Source organism: Lonsdalea quercina subsp. quercina, assembly GCF_000688695.1.
GTDB lineage: Bacteria > Pseudomonadota > Gammaproteobacteria > Enterobacterales > Enterobacteriaceae > Lonsdalea > Lonsdalea quercina_D.
Map to the genome: position 1 here is coordinate 67363 of NZ_JIBQ01000002.1, position 19651 is coordinate 87013.

Annotated in this window: 17 protein-coding genes; 14 read left to right on the top strand and 3 right to left on the bottom strand. The window is 52.6% G+C overall.

All coding sequences use genetic code 11. The features are described from left to right. Positions 1 to 38 precede the first annotated feature (38 nt). The 8 genes from SB13_RS00455 to SB13_RS00490 all read left to right on the top strand — a co-directional run bounded on the left by SB13_RS00455 (position 39) and on the right by SB13_RS00490 (position 8788). Complete coding sequence (locus SB13_RS00455; RefSeq protein ID WP_026738466.1) at positions 39 to 1580, top strand: glutathione ABC transporter substrate-binding protein; 1542 nt, start codon at positions 39 to 41, stop codon at positions 1578 to 1580. Between the two features lie 17 nt (positions 1581 to 1597). Next, positions 1598 to 2518 carry an ABC transporter permease gene (locus tag SB13_RS00460; RefSeq protein ID WP_026738467.1) on the top strand — a complete coding sequence of 307 codons (921 nt, stop codon included), beginning with the start codon at positions 1598 to 1600 and terminating at the stop codon, positions 2516 to 2518. An 11-nt stretch (positions 2519 to 2529) separates the two neighbouring features. Further along, a complete protein-coding gene (locus tag SB13_RS00465; protein ID WP_026738468.1) occupies positions 2530 to 3429 on the top strand; it encodes an ABC transporter permease subunit in 900 nt (299 codons plus the stop codon). Positions 3430 to 3439: 10 nt separating this feature from the next. Continuing rightward, the gene (locus tag SB13_RS00470) at positions 3440 to 4498 is read left to right on the top strand and encodes a DmpA family aminopeptidase (protein ID WP_026738469.1); all 1059 of its coding nucleotides are present in this window, start codon (positions 3440 to 3442) and stop codon (positions 4496 to 4498) included. Positions 4499 to 4508: 10 nt separating this feature from the next. Then, entirely contained in the window at positions 4509 to 5330 is an 822-nt protein-coding gene (locus SB13_RS00475; RefSeq protein ID WP_026738470.1) for a M55 family metallopeptidase, read from the top strand. Positions 5331 to 5404: 74 nt separating this feature from the next. Continuing rightward, the gene (locus SB13_RS00480) at positions 5405 to 6367 is read left to right on the top strand and encodes an isoaspartyl peptidase/L-asparaginase family protein (protein ID WP_026738471.1); all 963 of its coding nucleotides are present in this window, start codon (positions 5405 to 5407) and stop codon (positions 6365 to 6367) included. Positions 6368 to 6782: 415 nt separating this feature from the next. Continuing rightward, positions 6783 to 7691 (top strand): LysR family transcriptional regulator, encoded by a 909-nt coding sequence (locus SB13_RS00485; RefSeq protein ID WP_026738472.1) that lies wholly within the window; start codon positions 6783 to 6785, stop codon positions 7689 to 7691. Between the two features lie 233 nt (positions 7692 to 7924). Beyond that, entirely contained in the window at positions 7925 to 8788 is an 864-nt protein-coding gene (locus tag SB13_RS00490) for a YicC/YloC family endoribonuclease (RefSeq protein WP_026738473.1), read from the top strand. A gap of 36 nt (positions 8789 to 8824) precedes the next feature. Here SB13_RS00490 and SB13_RS00495 read toward each other — a convergent pair whose 3' ends face one another. Continuing rightward, positions 8825 to 9760: a hypothetical protein gene (locus SB13_RS00495; protein WP_026738474.1), complete on the bottom strand. Its 936-nt coding sequence runs from the start codon at positions 9758 to 9760 to the stop codon at positions 8825 to 8827. Positions 9761 to 10048: 288 nt separating this feature from the next. On the opposite strand from SB13_RS00495, the gene SB13_RS00500 reads away from it, so the two are divergent. The 4 genes from SB13_RS00500 (at position 10049) to SB13_RS00515 (ending at position 12821) form a co-directional block, all read left to right on the top strand. After that, positions 10049 to 10972: a hypothetical protein gene (locus SB13_RS00500; protein WP_235202346.1), complete on the top strand. Its 924-nt coding sequence runs from the start codon at positions 10049 to 10051 to the stop codon at positions 10970 to 10972. After that, positions 10959 to 11231: a hypothetical protein gene (locus SB13_RS00505; protein WP_235202347.1), complete on the top strand. Its 273-nt coding sequence runs from the start codon at positions 10959 to 10961 to the stop codon at positions 11229 to 11231. Before SB13_RS00500 ends, SB13_RS00505 begins: the two co-directional genes overlap by 14 nt. 677 nt (positions 11232 to 11908) lie before the next feature. Beyond that, entirely contained in the window at positions 11909 to 12229 is a 321-nt protein-coding gene (locus SB13_RS00510) for a DMT family transporter (protein WP_026738477.1), read from the top strand. 40 nt (positions 12230 to 12269) lie between these two features. Continuing rightward, positions 12270 to 12821 (top strand): TetR/AcrR family transcriptional regulator, encoded by a 552-nt coding sequence (locus SB13_RS00515; RefSeq protein WP_026738478.1) that lies wholly within the window; start codon positions 12270 to 12272, stop codon positions 12819 to 12821. Positions 12822 to 13880: 1059 nt separating this feature from the next. Here SB13_RS00515 and SB13_RS00520 read toward each other — a convergent pair. Further along, complete coding sequence (locus SB13_RS00520; RefSeq protein WP_026738479.1) at positions 13881 to 15992, bottom strand: peptidase domain-containing ABC transporter; 2112 nt, start codon at positions 15990 to 15992, stop codon at positions 13881 to 13883. Continuing rightward, positions 15985 to 17259, bottom strand: a complete 1275-nt coding sequence (locus SB13_RS00525; RefSeq protein WP_026738480.1) for an HlyD family secretion protein — start codon at positions 17257 to 17259, stop codon at positions 15985 to 15987. The genes SB13_RS00520 and SB13_RS00525 overlap by 8 nt, the downstream gene beginning before the upstream one ends. Positions 17260 to 17972: 713 nt before the next feature. On the opposite strand from SB13_RS00525, the gene SB13_RS00530 reads away from it, so the two are divergent. Both SB13_RS00530 and SB13_RS00535 read left to right on the top strand, forming a co-directional pair. Further along, positions 17973 to 18446: a CesT family type III secretion system chaperone gene (locus SB13_RS00530; RefSeq protein ID WP_072000184.1), complete on the top strand. Its 474-nt coding sequence runs from the start codon at positions 17973 to 17975 to the stop codon at positions 18444 to 18446. 60 nt (positions 18447 to 18506) lie between these two features. Beyond that, positions 18507 to 19409: a hypothetical protein gene (locus SB13_RS00535; RefSeq protein ID WP_026738481.1), complete on the top strand. Its 903-nt coding sequence runs from the start codon at positions 18507 to 18509 to the stop codon at positions 19407 to 19409. Positions 19410 to 19651 lie beyond the last annotated feature (242 nt).

A 19651-nucleotide genomic window follows, 5' to 3' on the forward strand; every position in this document is an offset into this window, starting at 1 on the left:
CGCTTATTCGAATCACAACATCACGCAGGAGAGACACCATGCAACTACGACTTCGCCGTTCCACCGCCGCCCTCGGGCTATCCCTGTGTCTGGCCGCCGCCGCCCAGGCGCAGGATTTACGCGTTTCCATGTATGCCGACATCACCGGCCTCGACCCGCACGATACGTCCGATACGCTGAGCTACTCCGTACAAAGCGGCATCTTCGAACGTCTGTTCCAGTTCGATAGCGCGATGAAACTGGTGCCCCGGCTCGCCACCGGCTACACCAGCAACGATAACGCCACGGAGTTCACCATCACGCTGCGCGATGGCGTCACCTTCCAGGACGGCACGCCGTTCAACGCCGAGGCCGTAAAAGCCAACCTGGATCGCCTCAGCGACCAAAGCAAAGGTCTGAAACGCAACAGCCTGTTCAAGATGATCAAAAGCGTGACGGTGCTTTCGCCTTCGCAAGTCAAAATCGACCTCAACGAATCCTTCGGCGCATTTATCAACACGCTGGCGCACCCGTCCGCCGTCATGCACAGCCCGGCGGCGCTAAAACAGTATCCGGACGAAGCCCAGCTGCGCGTGCATCCGGTCGGGACCGGCCCGTTCAAATTCAGCGAATGGCAACAGGGTAAAGACGTCAAGCTGGTGAAAAATGACCATTACTGGCAACAGGGCTGGCCGAAGGTCGACAGCGTGACCTTCTACCCCGCGCCGGAAGACTCCACCCGCGTGGCTTCGCTGAAAGCGGGTCAGAGCGACGTGATCTATCCGCTGCCGTCCGATCTGGTGAATACCGTGAAAAGCGACAGTAAGCTGGCTATTCAGAGCGACGCCGGTATTTACCTGTACTGGATTGCGATGAACAACCAAAGCCCGGTGCTGAAAGACGTCCGCGTGCGCCAGGCGCTGAACTACGCCATCAACCGCGATATCTGGCTGAAAGTCAGCTTCGCCGGATTAGGGACGACCGCACAGTCGCCGATGGCGCCGAACGTGCAATTCTTCCAGCCGCAGACCGACCCCAACTACAGCTACAACCCGGCCAAAGCCAAGGCGCTGTTGAAGGAAGCGGGCTACGGCAACGGCCTGACGCTGAAACTGTGGACCACCAACCGCACCGACTACATCCGCAGCGCGCAGTTCTTCAAGCAGCAGCTGGAGCAGGTGGGCGTCAAAGTGACGGTCACGCCGATGGACTCCGGGATGCGCGACCAGAAGCTGTGGGGCGTGACCGATCCGAAGAAGGCCGAATTCGACCTGTTCTACAACGGCTGGTCTCCGTCTACCGGCGATGCCGACTGGGCGCTGCGNCCGCTGTACGCCACCGAATCCTGGGTGCCGACATCCTACAACGTCGCTTACTACAGCAGCCCGGCCGTGGATAAAGCCATCGCCGCCGGTCTGGCCACCGCAGACGCGGGCAAACGCGCCGCCGCCTACGCTGAAGCGCAGAAGCTGATCTGGAAAGATGCGCCCGTCGTCTTCCTTGGCGCGCCGGACAATCTGGTCGGTAAAGCCAAAAATCTGTCTGGCGTTTACATGCTGGCCGACGGTTCGCTGATCTTCGATCAGGCCGAGTTCAAGTAATTACACAGGGGAGCGCCATGTTTGCCTATTTAATTCGACGTTTGCTGGAAATGATCCCGGTACTGCTGGTGGTCTCCCTGTTGGTGTTCGGTTTTATCAAGCTGCTGCCGGGCGACCCGGCGCGGCTCTACGCCGGTCCCGACGCCACGGTAGAAGCGGTGGAAGCCGCCCGCCAGCATCTGGGACTCAATGATCCACTGCCGCAGCAGTATCTCAACTGGCTCGGCGGTCTGGCGCACGGCGACCTGGGCGTGACTTACCGCACCCAGCAGCCGGTGCTCAGCGTCATCCAGAAGAGCTTCATGCCGACGCTGTATCTGGCGCTGGCGGGGTTTGCCTGGTCAGTGGTCCTGGGCCTGCTGATCGGCGTGCTGTCGGCGTTGAAGCGCGGCCGCTGGCAGGACTGGTCGCTGATGAGCCTCGCCGTGGGCGGTATTTCGATGCCCCCCTTCTGGCTCGGNCTGCTGCTGATCCAGTTCGTCGCCATGCCGTTCGGCGTCTTTTCCGTCGGCGGCTTTAACCGGCCGTCCGACCTGATCCTTCCGGCGCTGACGCTCGGCGCCTCAGTCGCGGCGGTGATGGCCCGTTTCACCCGCTCCGCCTTTATGGAGGTGATGCAGGAAGACTTCGTGCGCACCGCCAAAGCCAAAGGGCTGCGCAACCGGCTGATCGTCTGGAAACACGTCATGCGCAATGCGCTGATCCCGGTTATCACCATGCTTGGGCTGCAGTTCGGGTTTCTGCTCGGCGGCTCCATCGTGGTGGAGAGCGTGTTCAGCTGGCCCGGCCTCGGCTGGCTGCTGATCGAGTCCATCAAGACGCAGGATCAGCCGGTCATTCAGGCGCTGGTAATGCTGTTCGTCTTTGAATTCATTCTGATTAACCTGCTGGTCGACCTGCTGTACGCCGTGGTCAACCCAGCCATCCGCCTGCGTTAGGAGCGACGACGATGACACTGCCTACTGAACCTGCCGTGGCCGCCTCCCCCGCGGACCCGACGACCATTCGTTCGCCGTGGCGCGACTTCTGGCAAGCCCTGCGGCGCAATCCGATGGCGATGCTGTCGGGCGGATTCATTCTGTTTCTCGTGCTGGTGGCGGTATTCGCGCCCTGGCTCGCGCCGTACAACCCGCTGGAGTCGGACTGGATGGCGCTGGCCTCTCCGCCGTCCGCCAGCCACTGGATGGGCACGGACGATCTGGGACGCGATGTAATGAGCCGTATCATCTACGGCGCGCGCATCTCGCTCTATATCGGCATTTTCTCCGTCACGCTGGGCATGCTGGCGGGCATCGCGCTTGGGCTGCTGGCGGGCTACTACGGCCGCTGGGTGGACATGCTGATCATGCGCGGTTCGGACGTGCTGTTCGCCTTTCCGGGTATGCTATTGGCTATCGCGGTCGTGGCCATCCTCGGCCCAGGGCTGAACAATGTGATTATCGCCGTCGCCGTGTTCAGCGTGCCGGTCTTCGCCCGTATCGTGCGCGCCTCGACGCTGTCGCTGAAGCAGGCGGCCTACGTCGAAGCGGTGCGCTGCGCCGGTGCGCCTGACCGCATTATTCTGCTGCGCCACATCCTGCCCGGCACGCTGTCCAACGTGATTGTCTATTTCACCATGCGTATCGGCACCAGCATTCTGACGGCCGCCAGCCTGAGCTTCATCGGCCTGGGGCCGGAGCCGGATGTCCCCGAGTGGGGCAACGTGCTGGCCATGAGCCGCAGCATGATGATGGCCGGACAGTGGCACGTCAGCGTATTCCCCGGCCTCGCCATTTTCTTCTCAGTGCTGGCGTTCAATCTGCTGGGCGATGCGCTGCGCGACACGCTCGACCCGAAGCTGAACGGGTAAGGAGATGATCATGAGCGCTTATCAACAGGCGCGGCTGAACGCGCTGCTACAGCGCTGGCGGGATGAGCGCCAGCTGGGCACCCCGCGGTTTATGAGCGGTCCGCACAATGCGCTCAGCGATGTGCCCGGGGTGCTCGTCGGCCACAGCACGCTGGCGCAGGACGATGTGCAAACCGGCGTCACCGCCATCGTGCCGCCCGGAGACAACCTCTTCGCGCATCCCTTGCCCTGTGGCGCCGCCGTGCTCAACGGCTTCGCCAAACCGGTCGGACTGGTGCAGATAAAAGAGCTGGGGCAGCTGCAAACCCCCATCCTGCTCAGCAACACGCTGGCGGTCGGCACGCTGTTCACCACGCTGGTGCGCGACGCCATCCGCCGCAACCCGGAGCTAGGCCGTTCCCAGCCCACGGTCAATCCGCTGGCGCTGGAGTGCAACGACGGCTGGCTCAATGATATTCAGGCGCTGGCCGTGACCGAATCGATGGCGCAGTCGGCGCTGGACGAGGCGACGGCCGCTTTCGCGCGCGGCAGCGTGGGCGCCGGACGCGGGATGAGCTGTTTCGGCCTCAAAGGCGGCATTGGCACGGCTTCGCGATACATCATCGATCTGGACGCGACGCTGGGCGTACTGGTGCTGGCTAACTTCGGCACCCTCGCCTCGCTGACGCTGGACGGCGTCCCGATGGGACAAGCTATCGCCCCGCTCTTGCCCGAACTGGCGCCGCAGCGCGATGCGGGATCTATCATCATTATTATGGCGACGAACGCGCCGCTGGACGCTCGTCAGCTCAGCCGTATCGCCAAACGGGCGGGCGCGGGTCTGGGACGGTTAGGCAGTTACTGGGGACACGGTTCCGGCGATATTGCCGTCGCGTTTTCTACCTGCGAAACCCCCGAACCGCCCGACGACGAACGGCTGGAGCCGCTGCTCAGCGCGGCGGCGGACGCCACCGAACATGCGGTGCTGGACGCGCTGTTACAGGCAGAGCCCGTCACCGGCTTTCGCGGCCATTTCCGACCGGGGCTGACCCAGGTGCTGGACAAGCTCGCGCAACACGTTTTTGAGTGAGGAAATTATCATGAGAGTCTTTATTTCAGCGGACATCGAGGGCGTTGCCGGCGTGATGCGCCCGGAACAGTGCAGTCCCGGCCATCCGGAATATGCGCTGGCGCGCGCGCTGATGGAGCAGGAAGTCAATGCCGCCATCGAAGGCGCCTTCGCCGGGGGCGCCAGCGAAGTGGTGGTTGCCGACAGCCATGCGTCCATGACCAACCTGCGGGCGGACAATATCGACCCGCGCGCCCGTCTGGTGCAGGGCAAGCCGCGCGGACTGTCAATGGTGGAAGGTCTGCAGGAAGGTCCGTTCGACGGGCTGATGTTTATCGGCTACCACAGCGCCGCCGGGGAGTTCGGCGTGCTGGCGCACNCCATCAACAGCCGGGCCTTCTATCGCGTCAAAATCAACGACGAAGTGATGGGAGAAAGCGACATTTACGCCGCGGCGGGCGCGGAGCTGGATACCCCGCTATGGCTGGTGAGCGGCGACGACGTCTTGCAGCAGTGGATTAAACGCTACTACCCGGCGACCGGCTACGCCTGCGTGAAACGCGCCATTTCTCAGACCGCCGCCGAATCCCTGAGCCCCGAAGAAGCGCGCAACGCCATTCGCCAGGCGGCGACCCACGCCGTCCAGCAGGCGCATCAGGAACAAACGACGCGCCTGTGCGCGCCTTATCATCTGGAGATTATGGTGGCGAAACCGGTGATGGCCGACCTGTTCTGCCTGATCCCGAACGTTGAGCGGGTAGATGCGATCACCGTCAGCTACACCGCACCTGACATGGCGGAGATCATCAATCTGCTGTGCGTGTTCTCTTATCTGGCCTCAACCCAGAACTAACGCCGTCTTCAGACCGACACGCTAAGCGGGAACGCGAACCCATGACGACGCGCTCTCGCCCCCCAACGAGGAACATCATGAAACCGGTGATTGTGATCCACGGCGGCGCAGGCGCTATCGCCCGTGCCGCGATGAACAGTGAAAAAGAGCAGCGCTATCGCGCCGCATTGCAGGAGATTGTCCGCAGCGGTCAGGCCGTGCTGGCTAACAATGGCAGCGCGCTGGATGCGGTCACCGAAGCCGTACGGCGGCTGGAAGAGTGCCCGCTCTTCAACGCGGGCAAAGGCTCGGTCTTTACCCATGAAGGCACGCATGAACTCGATGCCAGCATGATGGACGGGCGGACGCTGGACGCGGGCGCCGTGGCGGGCGTCAGCCNCATCCGCAATCCGATACTGGCCGCACGCAAGGTGCTGGAACTGAGTCCGCACGTCATGTTTACCGCCGAAGGCGCGGAAAGCTTCGCCCTGAAGCACGGTTTGGAGATGGTCGAGTCAGACTTCTTCTTCACCGATGACCGCTACGAGCAGTTGCTACAGGCGCAGGCGGACGGCGACAGGATCGTGTTGGATCATGGTGGAGATGGCGNCGTCTCCGGCGGCGATCCGATCGATCCGCATCATAAATACGGCACCGTCGGGGCCGTAGCGCTGGATGCGGCGGGCAATCTGGCGGCCGCGACATCCACCGGCGGTATGACCAACAAACAGGTCGGTCGCGTGGGTGACTCCCCCGTCATCGGCGCGGGCTGCTACGCCAACAATCGGACCGTCGCCGTGTCCTGCACCGGCACCGGCGAAGTGTTTATGCGGACGGTGGCCGCCTATGACGTCTCCGCGCTGATGGAGTACGCCGGGCTGCCGCTGGCGCAGGCAACCGAACGGGTCGTGATGGACAAAGTGGCTACGCTCGGCGGCAGCGGCGGCCTGATCGCCGTCGACCACGCGGGCAATATCGCGCTGACCTTCAACAGCGAAGGGATGTACCGCGGCTATGGCTACGTTGGCGCGGAACCGGTCGTCGAGATCTATCGGTGAATGTAAATGCTCGCCCCAAGGGGGCGAGCGCGTTCATCCGTCAGGCAGTCGATGGCAGCCATCTTCCGCCCAACAGCCGAAAATCGGCGGGCCATTTAGCGCGTTCGTGCGGTTCCTCTTTCCCACGATGACTTCCCCACTGTGACGTGGCACCTCGACTTAGTTTCACCATTTTGGTGCAAACCGGTCTGGCGGCGAGGGACACCGCACCATCATGGAGAAAACTAGCCGCGTCCCCTGCTCGTCCCGGTCTTTTCCCCCTTCCCTGCATCGCGGGCCTGTGCCTTTTTCTCTCCTAAGTCATAACAACATGGCGTAAATGTTGCATTTGCAACAATCAGTTTGATGCGTTTCGCCTCCGGCGGTTCGATTTCCATCCGCCACACTGTTGGCAAAATGACTTAAGGTTCAGGCTATGCGACTACGCCATATCGAAGTTTTTCAGGCCATTCTTCAGGCTGGCACCATTAGCGGCGCGGCGCGCTTACTGAATGTCTCCCAACCGAACGTCAGCCGGGTGCTGAACCACGCCGAGCAACAGCTTGGCTTTGCCCTGTTCGAACGCCGCACGCAAGGCATGGTCGTCACGGACGAAGGCCACCGACTGATCCCGCAGGTGCAGGCGCTGCATGAGCAGCTCCAGTCCATCAATGCCCTGACGGAACAAATTCGCAAAGGACAAAGCCAGACGGTGCGTCTGGGCGCGGCGCATGCGTTCGGCCAGATGATTGTCGCGCCGGCGATGGTGGCGTTTCACCAGCAGTCGTCGCGGGTGAACGTGGAGCTGGTGACCGAACACTTCAGCACGTTGTGTCAGGAGATCCAGCAACATCAGCTGGATCTGGCGTTGGTCTTCGGCCAGCAGGTGCCGTCCGACCTGGTCGCCGAACCGCTGTGCCAGTCCACGATGGTCGCGTTACTGCCGAAAGATAACCCGCATCAAGGCCCCGTCTCGCTGGAGTGGCTGTGTCAGAACAACTTATTGATGATGCAGCAGCAAGACCCGTTGGGCCGGGTGGTTCATCGCGCCCTCAACGACCGCGGACTGCAACCGGCCGCCTCCCTGTTTATCAAAACCTATTCCGTCATCGCCGATATGGTGCTGGCCGGCGGCGGTACCGGGATTGTGGATTTGTTCACCGCGCGCCGTTACACCGACCAGCTGAAAATTGTCCCGATTATTCAGCCCTTGCCGTTCGAGGTGATGATGATCAGCCGTCGCGACACGCCGCAGTCACGTGAGGCGCTACAGCTAAAACAGGTGCTTAAACACAAATGCGCCGAGCTCGCCAATCAATGCGCCTCTTTCCTGCAGGCGGCGTAAAATTTCGATCTCAAAACACAGTATGTACCCGCACAAGCGCCGGTGGATCAGCCTGTTATTCACCGGCCTTCTTTCTCTGTACGGCGACTGACGCGCCCATTTGACGCCAGGGAGAGGCCCTGTCGCGCTTCACGCGAACCCGCCTTGTTCCTTCGCGCCGGACCGCTTTTGCTATCATGCCGTATCCCGCGACGTTATAATCCTTCCATCATTTTTCTGACAGGTATGCACCGATGATCCGTAGCATGACCGCTTACGCACGGCGAGAAATTAAAGGCGAGTGGGGAAGCGCAGCCTGGGAGCTGCGTTCCGTCAACCAACGTTATCTGGAAACTTACATCCGTTTACCGGAGCAGTTCCGCAGTCTGGAACCCGTGGTGCGCGAACGTATCCGCAACCGGCTGACGCGCGGCAAAATCGAATGCAACCTGCGTTTTGAACTGGATCCCCGCGCGCAAGGTTCGTTGATTATGAACGAACGACTGGCGAAACAGCTGGTTGAAGCCGCAAAGTGGGTCAAGATGCAGAGCGACGAAGGGGAAATCAACCCGGTCGATGTCCTGCGCTGGCCGGGCGTAATGGCGGCGGAAGAGCAGGACCTGGACGCCATCAGCGCCGAACTGATGCAGGCGCTGAACGCCGCGCTGGATGACTTCATCGCCGCGCGTGAAAGCGAGGGCAACGCGCTGAAAGCGCTGATCGAACAGCGTCTGGCGGGCGTTAGCGCCGAAGTCGCCAAAGTTCGCGCCCATATGCCGAACATCCTGCAATGGCAGCGTGAAAAGCTGGTCAGCAAACTGGAAGACGCGCAGGTGCAGCTGGAGAACAACCGGCTGGAACAGGAACTGGTGCTGATGGCGCAACGCGTCGACGTCGCCGAAGAGCTGGACCGTTTAGAAGCGCACGTGAAGGAAACCTACAAAATCCTCAACAAGCAGGAAGCCGTCGGCCGCCGTCTGGACTTCATGATGCAAGAGTTCAACCGCGAGTCGAACACGCTGGGCTCTAAATCCATCAACGCCGACATCACCGCCTCCGCCATTGAGCTGAAGGTGCTGATCGAGCAGATGCGGGAACAGATTCAGAATATTGAGTAATTTACGTCTATGGGGGAAGCTAAATGTTGGCTTCCCTCATAGAGGAGGATCTATATTTACGTCAATGTAGTCTAAATTATTAACTTTAAAGTTTACATAGTGTTTATTGTTTTTTTTATATTTAACTACTGAAGGTTTACCATATATAAAAACATAAGCCTTGGGTTTCTGCATCAGAACAATCTTCTTGATCCTGCTGATAACAAGATTTTTTATTTTATAATTTTCAATCAAATTATTAAAAATAAAAAAACTAGTTGTTAACTCTTCATTTTTATTTTTCAGAGAAGTCATAAACTTCACCCTATAACCAACCTCATATTTATCTATGTATGCCCATCCATGATATACCAAATCATAAAGTGGAAGCTCGTCTATATTCTGTTTAGATAGACGTTTGAAAAAAGACTTAAAGGATATATTTTTTCCTTTGATGTTTAAAAACCTGTGATCTATGCTACCATCTTTAGTATATCTAATATATCGACTAACAATTGTTCTTACTGAGTATATATTACCAACAAATCCAGCTTGCTTTAGCTCCAAAGATTTAATGATTTTTTTAGCTCTCACTCGTTTTTGTTTTGCAGAGAGCGACGTATCCTTTTGTTCATTTTCTAAGTCGTAATATGAATCAGGCCTAGCTAAAATAAACTTATCGACTATAGAGGTACTAATAGATTTTCTTTCTTTTTCTTGAGTAGAATTGGCCTCTTGTAAGAAGGATATTTTTTTATTATTGAAAACCTCACAGCTATTGCTGTGCTTTCCATAAACTCTAAAATGCGGTACTACCTTCATATCTTGCGATTCAACATATAAATTGGCACAAGTGACTTGTGCCTGGCAGTCAGTACCTGGGCAAACAAATGCATGATTGTCTTTAATAGTCCCTGACCAGTACAAATCATATGCTTTGTCAGGATCTATAAAATCTTCAATCTCAATTGAATAAGCTATGTCTAAAGGCATCCTTTCCTCCGTAAAGCATCATTAACATTAATAGCATATATCAAAAAATTGACCTTGGCCTAAAATTAATGCAGTCATAAACTAGAGAGCTTCGTCCTTCTGATTTTAGGCCAAGGTCAAGTAGTAACGATACTTTGATAGGACGATACGTTGGTCAGGGAACTTTCTAGCTATGAGAGAAATAGCGATCAGGAAGGAAGCTGATCGCCGTCAGAATCTCGATGAAATTGACCGGGACGATTCAGGCTGCGGGGGTTATGATAAATCATTCACTTGTGTCAAAATTCCATGACAATGAAACCAGATGGAGTCGGTTTAGTGGAGCACGAGCAGTTTATGCAGTATGGTCGTGGATTAGGATTGTGGCGGAATCCACGGGAAAATATTAAGCCCGAACCCCAAAGCTACTTTAGGGATGACCCGGTTTACTTAACGCCCCCAAAAGGGGAGTGGATTGACCCGATTCAGGAATGTGAAAAAGAACATAATCTGTTAGAAAATGGTGTTTTTGTCTGGACCGAGATCAAAGGGACGGGACACGCATTTGTTTCTGTTCACGAGCGGAATAATGCTTCTGTTTTCACCTATGGCCGATTTGGTAGGCGGTCTGGTGTTGCTGGGGTTGTCGGCGATGGTATTCTGAATTTTTTGCAGTTTGAAGATGCTAGAAAATATTATCGAGAAGAACTATACCAAACGGAAGCTAAGGTTTTTCTCATTACAGATGCGGATCCAGTGATTGCAAGGATGTACTTTGAGAAATTATGGCGTTCAGGAAGTAAAGTGAAAGAAACCATAAAAATGGGAGAAAATACTAAAAGAAATGGTCGAACAATAGATCAATATGACGTTACGGGGGTTAATTGTACTACTCATGCAACAAAAGGCGTGAAAATAGCGGGAACACAAATCTTTAAGGGTGGATATACCACTAACTCTCAGATAAATGTTAATTATGAAGAAGATTTTTCAATTCCAGTATCACTTCGCAGGTATTTAGAGAGCAAGAGTAAAGAGAACTCCATGCTTGTTGTCGATATGACGAATGAGTTCAAAAAACAATATCCTAATACTGATAACTATACACCAGTGAGTGAAGATGTCATTTTAAGGGGCGTATCTGAAGTCGTTTCTGGCATAGGAAAAATTTCACCTTATTCCGGTGGAACTGTCGGTGGATTATTCGATGGAGCTTATGATGTTAACAACTAAATGCAAGGCTTTGATTCGATGGGGCAGTATTCTTCTTGTCTCTTTTTTTTATTTTATAAGTATCGCTCTTGTTTCTTTTGGGCATGTTCAAGATAAAGAAAGGATGGTTTTTTTATCTGATAAAACAGTATCAGTTGAATATCATTTTGCGATATTAGCGGATATGAGGGAGTCTATGGACTCTATGCGTTCGGTGGTATTGATTGGCTTTCCAATTAGTGTGATATTGATTCTAATTATTTTTAAAAAGATTAGATAAGTAATTTTTTATACGGGATATATACAGGTTATCACCGTTTTTTAAATTTAGTAATATTACGTTAGGTGTTGCATAAACAAAAAATGATCTTATTAAGACCCTTTTTCACGCGTAATCTCTTGCTCTGTAAACGAAAAACCACCTGAACGCGTGGTTTTTCGAAGGTTCAGCAAGTTGGGAAATTTCTGTACCGTGATAACAGGGTGTACAAGGCCGCTGTCAGCAGATTCGTCTTTCCCGTTCAACCGTAGTTGGGCACTAACTACAAGAACTCTGCATCAATAATTCTTGTACCCCCTTATCAATGGCTTATGCCAGTGGCGTTTAACGTGTCGAACCGAGTGGAACTCAAGTTGATAGTTACCAAACTCATAGTAAGAAAAATTAATTCATTGATTTATCGTGATAATTTTTCAGGGGGAAGATCACTAAAACAATCTGTTCTTCAGTGAATCGAGAGCTTTTCATCGGCACCACCTCTGTTCAGGGAAGTGTTTACCATTCCGGAATTCTGTTTTTGAATGGAAGAGGATTTGGATCAGGATCACCTCCAACTTTAGTTCCAAGCACCTTAAGCATCTCCCCTCAACCTCTACTCCTTTTTTAAATACTCCCGTATTGCAAACACCAAAAATTAAAATACACTTGTATTTAAATCACACACAGGAGCTAACACGATGGCTTGGATTTACGTATTGATGGGGGGCGTATTGGAGGTGGGTTTTACCACCTGCCTGCGCTATACCGACGGTTTTAGAAACATCCCTTGGACGCTGGCTTTTCTGGTCTGCGTCATCGGTAGCATGTGCTTTCTGGAGCTGGGAGCGCGGAGCATCCCCATCGGTACAGCCTATGCGGTTTGGACGGGGATCGGCGCGCTGGGAACGGTGCTGGTAGGTATAATCTGGTATCACGAGCCTGCAACACTGGTCCGTGGGTTACTGATTTGTCTCTTGGTGGGTTCTGTCGCGGGCCTCAAGCTGACTTCCGGTCATTGATGACTAACGACCTTAACACCCTGTATAAAAGAGGTTTCAAGTGGGAAGAAAACCAACTATTGACCGAGAAGCCGTGCTGGATGCCGCAGAAGGCGTGGTATCAAAACTGGGCGCGGCAGGACTGACGATAGATGCCGTGGCGAAAGCGGCAGGTATCACCAAGGGCGGCGTTCAGTCTTGCTTCGGCAACAAGGAATCCATGATTGAAGCCATGATCAAGCGCTGGGATGTGTATTACCAAAAGCAATTAGCTGAACTGTCGGGGCACACCGCCACGCCTGGCGATAAGCTCAAAGCGCATGTGGTAACGACATCTCAAGATGACGAAAACAACGTCTCGCGCTCTGCGGTGCTGTTATCCGCGCTTTTGCAGTCTCCGGATTATCTTGGCTCGGTACGCGAATGGTATGCGGAGCGGGAGCGTGAGTTCGCGCTAGGAGAAGACGATCATGACGACATCCGACGCATCGCTTTTCTCGCGACGGAAGGTCTATTTTTCCTGAAATATTTCGGGTTGATGGCGCTGAGTGCGGGCGAATGGGAGCAGAACGCGGCGGCGATCCGGCGGCTTCTCGACGTCGATGAAAAATAAATAATCACAACCTAAAGGAACCCTTTCCCCCGATTTAGAGGGAAAATAACAATCTGTTCATAGAAAAGCTTTCTTTAATAAGAATGCCCTTAACACTATTGATGGAGACATGACTAAAAACGAGGCGCATCAATTAATAGGGCGCAGATCAAATGATCTCAACCATTACTTTCACTGAAAAAATAAGAAAACCGCCCTTATTTCGGTGAGAAAAAGCCGAAATAAAGGGCGGTTTATTTATGCAATAAAGACAACTCGATGTTGTAGATATTGATTATTCACTGCCCGGCAGTGAGCCCATACTTAACTCAATATAACCTCGTGGGCCCTTTTGACTTAATGTCATCTAACGCAGAGCATGAATACCTAGTTATCGACCTCAGCCGGGACCAGGTCTTTTACCGAGATAGAACTGAGCGGTGAAACGGAAGCCACCAGCTACGGCTTTCATTTCTTTAGCATTCAACTCACGCAGTTTATTTTGCTTTTTCATTTTGTATCTCCTTTAAGATGAAAAAATGATATTGCTATAACTCTGTCCTTAACCCATTTATACAGGTTATGAACACTTTTTCAATCAGCCATAAAATACGACTGAGGTTGAAACTTGGGATTTAAATAAATATCTAAGATAAAAATATTTGTCGGTTCTATTGATTTTCTCACCCACAAACACACTATTATTCAAATTATCAAAACTGCAAGCGAAAGTAGAATGTAAAGTTGATACCACTTAATGCTTACGCGCGGTTATTAATTGTTTATTATAAATACTTTCAAATATTGAGGTTGATAGTGACATAAAACGCCGTGCTTTTGCTTTCTGGTTTTTATTTTATTTTTACCATTTGTAGCGTTTATCTATTTCTATACCACAATCTTAATTGAAGCAAGTGAATAAATAACTTAATCTCTTCCTTTATTGCATATCAGTTTTTTAATCTGACTTTTTATTTATTTTATTATGTCTTTAACAAAGATATAATAATGACCGCTCTAACAATCAAATAATATGACTCTATTTAATTTTAAATATAAATTAGAACCATCACGATTAATTTATGTTTGCGGTGCCTGTAGCGTGATGACTCTGTCTGCAGCGTTAATCGTCGACTTCCGGTGTGCAATCATGATGCGTGTGATATTCAGCTGCTTAATGGCCTGACTCACATAATCCTCGCTTTCGCTGTCCAGCGCGCTGGTCGCTTCATCCATGAATAGCATTCCCGGCTTGCGATACAGCGCACGGGCAATAAAAATGCGTTGTTTTTGCCCCCCGGAAAGTCCTTCACCCAATTCGCCGATGAGCGTCTCGTAGCCCATCGGCATCTCCATGATGGTGTCATGAATGTAACTGGCTTTGGCGCATTCCATCATCCATTCGGCGTCGATATTCTCTGCAAATCCGCAGATATTTTCCATTATCGACCCGGAAAATAGTCGATCGTCCTGCATTACGCAGCCGATCATTTTATGGTAGTTGTTCACGCCAAGTTGGCGTATGTCCACGCCGTCGGCCAGCACGCAGCCAGACTCCGCTTCGAACAGACCACACAATACCTTCATCAGGGTTGTTTTCCCCGCGCCGGAAGGCCCGGTTATCGCCACGCTTTCCCCCGGGGCAATATGAAGGCTCAGATCGCTGAATACCGCTTTGGATTGGCTGTCGTAGCGATAACTCAAATCACGGGTTTCCAGCAAAATCGGCCGCCCTTCAACTGTATTGCCAATACCCATCTTGTGGGGTTCACGCGGATGCAAGGCAATATCGGAGATACGTTCGTTATGCAGGCTCATCATGCGTAATTGAAGCAGGAAGTTGGTCAACGACGCCAACCGTTCGGAGAACTGCTCCCTGAATACGCCAAACGCCACGAACATCCCAATGGTCATCTGGTTATCAATGACCTGACTCGTTCCCAGCCACAGGATCGTCACCTGGTCACAGGAGGCAATAAAGGTATTCAGGCCCCCGAAAAGCAGGTCCATTTTAGTCACCTTGATTCCCGTGTTAATGGTATCGATTTCCAGATTAAGCCAGTGGCTGCTTCGTCGACTGCTCATGCCCTGCATTTTGACGGTGGCGATTCCATATAACGTTTCCATAAAAAAGGAACCGGCACGCGCCCCCCGAATCAATGACTCTTCCGACAGCTGGCGATAGCGGTCGTAAGTGAGCAGGCGGATAAGGACATACACCGCGCTAAACCCCAGCACGACCAGGGTCAGATTACCGCCGTACAACACCATCATGACCAGGACGCACGCCACCATAATGCCATCCATGATCGCCCCCACCAGGCTGGTGGTAAACGTTTTGCGCAGCTTGTCCAAGGAGTCGAAACGGGATTGAATATCTCCGAGTCTGCGCCGTTCGAAAAAGCTGAGCGGCAGGTGCATCAAATGAGTAAATAGCCCCGCCTGCCATTGCACATTGATCAGCGTCTCCATGATCATCGACGACCAGGACCGCATCGTGCTTATCGCCGTGCGCAGCAGGATAAAAAACAGCAGACCGGCGCATATCAACGTCAGTAAACCTTTATCGCCCGCTGGAATAGCGTGGTCCATCACCAGCTGCGTGCCTATCGGCACCACCAAATTGATGGTTTCAATCACCAACGAAAAGCAAAAAATCTTGGTCAGCGCCCCTTTAATGCCGGAGATGCTGCGAATCAACGTCCCCAGACGCACCCTGTTTTTCACCGTTTCTGCGGCAAATTGACTGCTGGGCCAAAGCTCAAGCGCGACGCCGGTAAAATACTGCGACATCTCGGCAAGCCCGACCGTCCGGCGGCCGCGCGCGGGATCGTGAAGCACAAAGCGACGATTTCCTGCGCTGACCAGTACCACGAAGTGATTGAAGTCCCAGTGCAAAATGCACGGCGTTTTCAATGCGCTAATATCATCAAGATCCAGCGCCAGTGCCCGCGTGGACATATCCAACTGCTCGGCGATGTCATTGATTCCGGCCAGCGTGGCGCCCCGTGCGGAAAGGTTGAAGCGCTGCCGCAGGGCGATCAGGTCGATATTCTTTCCATGATATCCGCAGATCATCGCCAGACAGGCCAGTCCGCATTCCGATGCTTCGGTCTGATGCACCAGCGGAATTCGGCGGCACAGCTTTAGATCCATTTTGCCGAGGATAGATTTGAATAATGCCTTATTCATTGACCGTCCCCGCTGCGCTCTGCTTCATGTCGTAGAACGGCGAAAGCATCCACTGATATATCTTTCTTTTTTCCAGGAAGAGCGTGATCTCCGCCTTCATACCGTTCTCAAGGGACAACGATTTGCCGTCATAACGGACGGTCTTTCTTTCAGGCTTCACCACCACCTTATAGTAGGGAATCGACGCCGTTTGAGTACTTTTTGGCGCGCCCTGATAAGTCTGCATTTCCTGTGGAGACGCCGGCGTTTTCGATACCATAGTGACCGTTGCAGCAAACTGGCCGAATTTCTCGACGGGGAACGCCTCGTAACGCACATTGACGTTGTCGCCAACCGAGACATAAGGCATTGCGTCATTGGGCACCCAAGCCACCAAGTAATAGCTTTTTATATTGCTCGGAATAATTTGTAATAAGCTGTCGCCAGGATTGACCATTTGCCCTTCGGTGACGCTTAATGAATCTATTATTCCTTCCGATGAGGCACGAATAATGATCTCTCCGCCCACATTGGTATTCACCCGCTCCTTTCGCAGATCGTAGCGCTGAAGTTCCATTTGGTATATCCGGTTATCAAACTCCGCTGCTTCGGTCTGAATTTGGCTTTCCAGACTGGTAATCTGTAAAGCATTCTGTTCATTTTGTCCGCTGAGGCTTAATAAGTCATTTTGCTGTTGATAATACAACGCTATCTGGCTGCTTAATTGGTCTTTATTGATTAACCCTTTGGCCTGGTACTGCTGATAACTGTCCATGTACTGTTTGATTTTTTTTAATCCTTCCTCTGATTGGCGGACAATATCGGAGGAGTGTTTAAATGCATTAATATACTGTGCTTTCTGTTTTTCCAGCATTTCCAGGGTATGTTTTTTGCTTTGCTCCAGCCGTGAGATAATATTGTCAATGCGCACCAGTTGGCTTTCAATATCTTGTCTTTGATTATCGCTAACTACGCCGTCGACGGTACTTTTACTGACATCGATTTGATAAATCGGATCGCCTTTTTTTATTATCTGCCCTTCCGATACAAACTGCTTTACGACAAATCCCTGTACGCCGGAGCCAATACTGACGGTGTGCGGCCAAGTTGATATTTCACCGCTGACGTTAGCCCGGCGCGTATAATTACCTTGGGTGATGAAGATCATAAACATTGCGATAAAAATAGCGCAAATAATCATAATCACCCAAGGTGAAAGTCCTGAAAGTAAAATAGCACTTCCTTGCCATTTCAGTTTCTTGTTTTCTAATGCTTCCTGCCTGAACAAGAAAATAACCCTCACCGATAAATACTGAGAAAGGCGTCCGATATTTTGGAATAGGCGATTATGATTTCATTATTAAAGATTATTCGCAAGTAGGCGGTGAAATAAATTTCAATTTCATTTTGTTATTATTCAATCCCGACTTATTGTTACCTCCCATTTTACTGTTTTTCGTTATTTAATTTTATCTAATAAAGAGAAACACTATGTTTGCTTCGGGAAAATGTCGCAATAAGTAAAATTCACTCTATCAAAGCGCTAAGTCAGCCATAAAAATCAGTGAGATCAAAATAGTCATTTAAGGTTTCTTTATGGCGGAAGTAAAAATTAACGCTTTACAGATGATTGTGTCTATAAATCTTCTGAGTGACCTTCATTGGTTATATATATGTATTAAATAAAACGTAATCTGAGCATTGCCGTTTTTTATTCAGGCGGTTGTCTTAATACATTTTTATTAAATCTTTGCTGATATTCAGGGCTTCCCCCCTTTCATTTTGCACTTTTCAGTTGCGTGGGTGGGCTGGGATAACCCCGAGTCGCATCGGAAGGCCTGTTTCGCCCTAGTCGTGTCGGGTCGATGGCGCTGAACGAAGGCTTGCGGAGATAGAACGCGGCGGCTTCTCGACGACAATGGAAAACAAATCATCACAACACCCGGGAACCCTTCCCCCACTGATGCCACTCACTAACACCCAGTCACGTGAGCATCGGTTATGTTGAATGAAAAATTTCATGTTATTTCTCGGGCCATTATCCAGAGATATCAGCCCGGCGAGCTACCGCCGCCGCGTCCAGAGGAAGACATCTATCAGCTGGTCTTCGACCACGATTTGCATATTCATTTGATTGGCAGCCAACCAGGGTATCTGAATATCGTCGCAACGTTCATTGCCCCGCACGCGTGGCGGACACCCGAGGGTTTTCAGACGCTTTTGGCGGAGAACCTGTTCAGCCTGCGTCATCCGGCTATCACGTTGGGGTACGACAGTCAGAGCAAAAAAATGGTGCTGTACGTCCGTCAGCCGTTAGACGAATTATCCGTAGAGCATGCTGCGAAGACGTTCCATGATTTTCTGATGCGGGCGGATTCATACTGCTGCGGGAAGTCTCTCCCCATGGCCAATCAGTCCCAAGAAACCCTTTCTCCCCCTCACGCGGGTTTACAACCCGTTTCCAAAAAGGAGTAAGGGGATAGTCCTAGGTTGTATTCCTGCTGGGGACACCCCTTTCAAACTAAGGAGGCGATGATGCCTAGGTTTAACATTTTCCGCGGATCCTCTTCCTCTTCAACGTATAGCGCGATTGTCGAGAATTATGATACCGGCAGTAAAGTGCATGATACCCGCAGCGCCAGTCAGCTGGGGTTGTCAGGCTATCAGCACAAAAATGTCGTAGTGAAATCCGGCACCCTGTCGGCACTGGCCGACGCCTGCTGGGCGAACCGCGTCGTCAAAAATATGCTCCCGCACGGGGCGGGAAATCAGCGGCAGGATGTCCGGGCCTCATCGGGAGAGAGCTGGGCGAGAATGCATCTGGCATACCAAAAGTTTCCTCATGGCGGAATCGAAAATCAGATCAAACGGGCGCAGAAATTCCAGGGGGGCAACTGTGCGGTACATGCCGCCGTCGCCGTCGCCGCGTTGAAAGAACGCAACGTGTCGCAGCCCATATGCCGTGTACGTCTCCAGCTTCCGGAAAATAACAGCCACGAGTTCGTTATGCTGGGCGACCCTCGCGACCCTACGTGGGGCGAACGCAATACGGTGGTCGTGGATGCCTGGCCAACGCATCCCAGCGCATGCACGCTGGACCAATCGGTCCTGCACGACATGCAACGCGACACCCATGCGCCGATGACGGAGCTGATGGCGACACACAACCATTTGCTTTGGGATGCCTCTGACTCCGCCCACCGGAGCGATACCCGGCGTCTCCGGGAGGTCGTACCGCTCAGTTCCGAGGAGTTACAGCGAAAATTGGCGAAAGCCGGGCTGCCGTCGTTACATTCCGACGATTTGGTCAGACATGCGTTGAACGATAATTCGTTTAATCGGTTCGATGTGCGCGTCGCCACCGATCCTTCCACGACCTATAGCGATAGTGCCGGCCATCGAGGCCAGAGTGTCGACTATTTGTTGTCCCACCGGTAGCGACATTTGGCCGTGCGGCTGCCGGCACTCTCCGCGAAAGTCACGTAGAGGCCGACCGCATATCAATGCGCCCCCTTCAAAGAGGCAGGCCCATTATCAGACGTGCAAACGACCCGGTTGCGCTGAACGCTTTGCAGCCGCGATGCGGCACAGCGGCCAGCACGCTGAGAGCCGAAAATAGGGCGACGATGGCTGGCTTTCACAGGGCCTAATCGCCCAGCTCGCGCAGCGGCCGAAACAGG

Bases quoted from the DNA above. Each gene is read 5' to 3' on its own strand.
- SB13_RS00495 (WP_026738474.1), bottom strand. From the start codon at position 9,760: ATGCCTTTAGACATAGCTTATTCAATTGAGATTGAAGATTTTATAGAT.
- SB13_RS00465 (WP_026738468.1), top strand. From the start codon at position 2,530: ATGACACTGCCTACTGAACCTGCCGTGGCCGCCTCCCCCGCGGACCCG.
- SB13_RS00500 (WP_235202346.1), top strand. From the start codon at position 10,049: ATGACAATGAAACCAGATGGAGTCGGTTTAGTGGAGCACGAGCAGTTT.
- SB13_RS00470 (WP_026738469.1), top strand. From the start codon at position 3,440: ATGAGCGCTTATCAACAGGCGCGGCTGAACGCGCTGCTACAGCGCTGG.
- SB13_RS00505 (WP_235202347.1), top strand. From the start codon at position 10,959: ATGTTAACAACTAAATGCAAGGCTTTGATTCGATGGGGCAGTATTCTT.
- SB13_RS00490 (WP_026738473.1), top strand. From the start codon at position 7,925: ATGATCCGTAGCATGACCGCTTACGCACGGCGAGAAATTAAAGGCGAG.
- SB13_RS00520 (WP_026738479.1), bottom strand. From the start codon at position 15,992: ATGAATAAGGCATTATTCAAATCTATCCTCGGCAAAATGGATCTAAAG.
- SB13_RS00535 (WP_026738481.1), top strand. From the start codon at position 18,507: ATGCCTAGGTTTAACATTTTCCGCGGATCCTCTTCCTCTTCAACGTAT.
- SB13_RS00510 (WP_026738477.1), top strand. From the start codon at position 11,909: ATGGCTTGGATTTACGTATTGATGGGGGGCGTATTGGAGGTGGGTTTT.
- SB13_RS00530 (WP_072000184.1), top strand. From the start codon at position 17,973: ATGTTGAATGAAAAATTTCATGTTATTTCTCGGGCCATTATCCAGAGA.
- SB13_RS00485 (WP_026738472.1), top strand. From the start codon at position 6,783: ATGCGACTACGCCATATCGAAGTTTTTCAGGCCATTCTTCAGGCTGGC.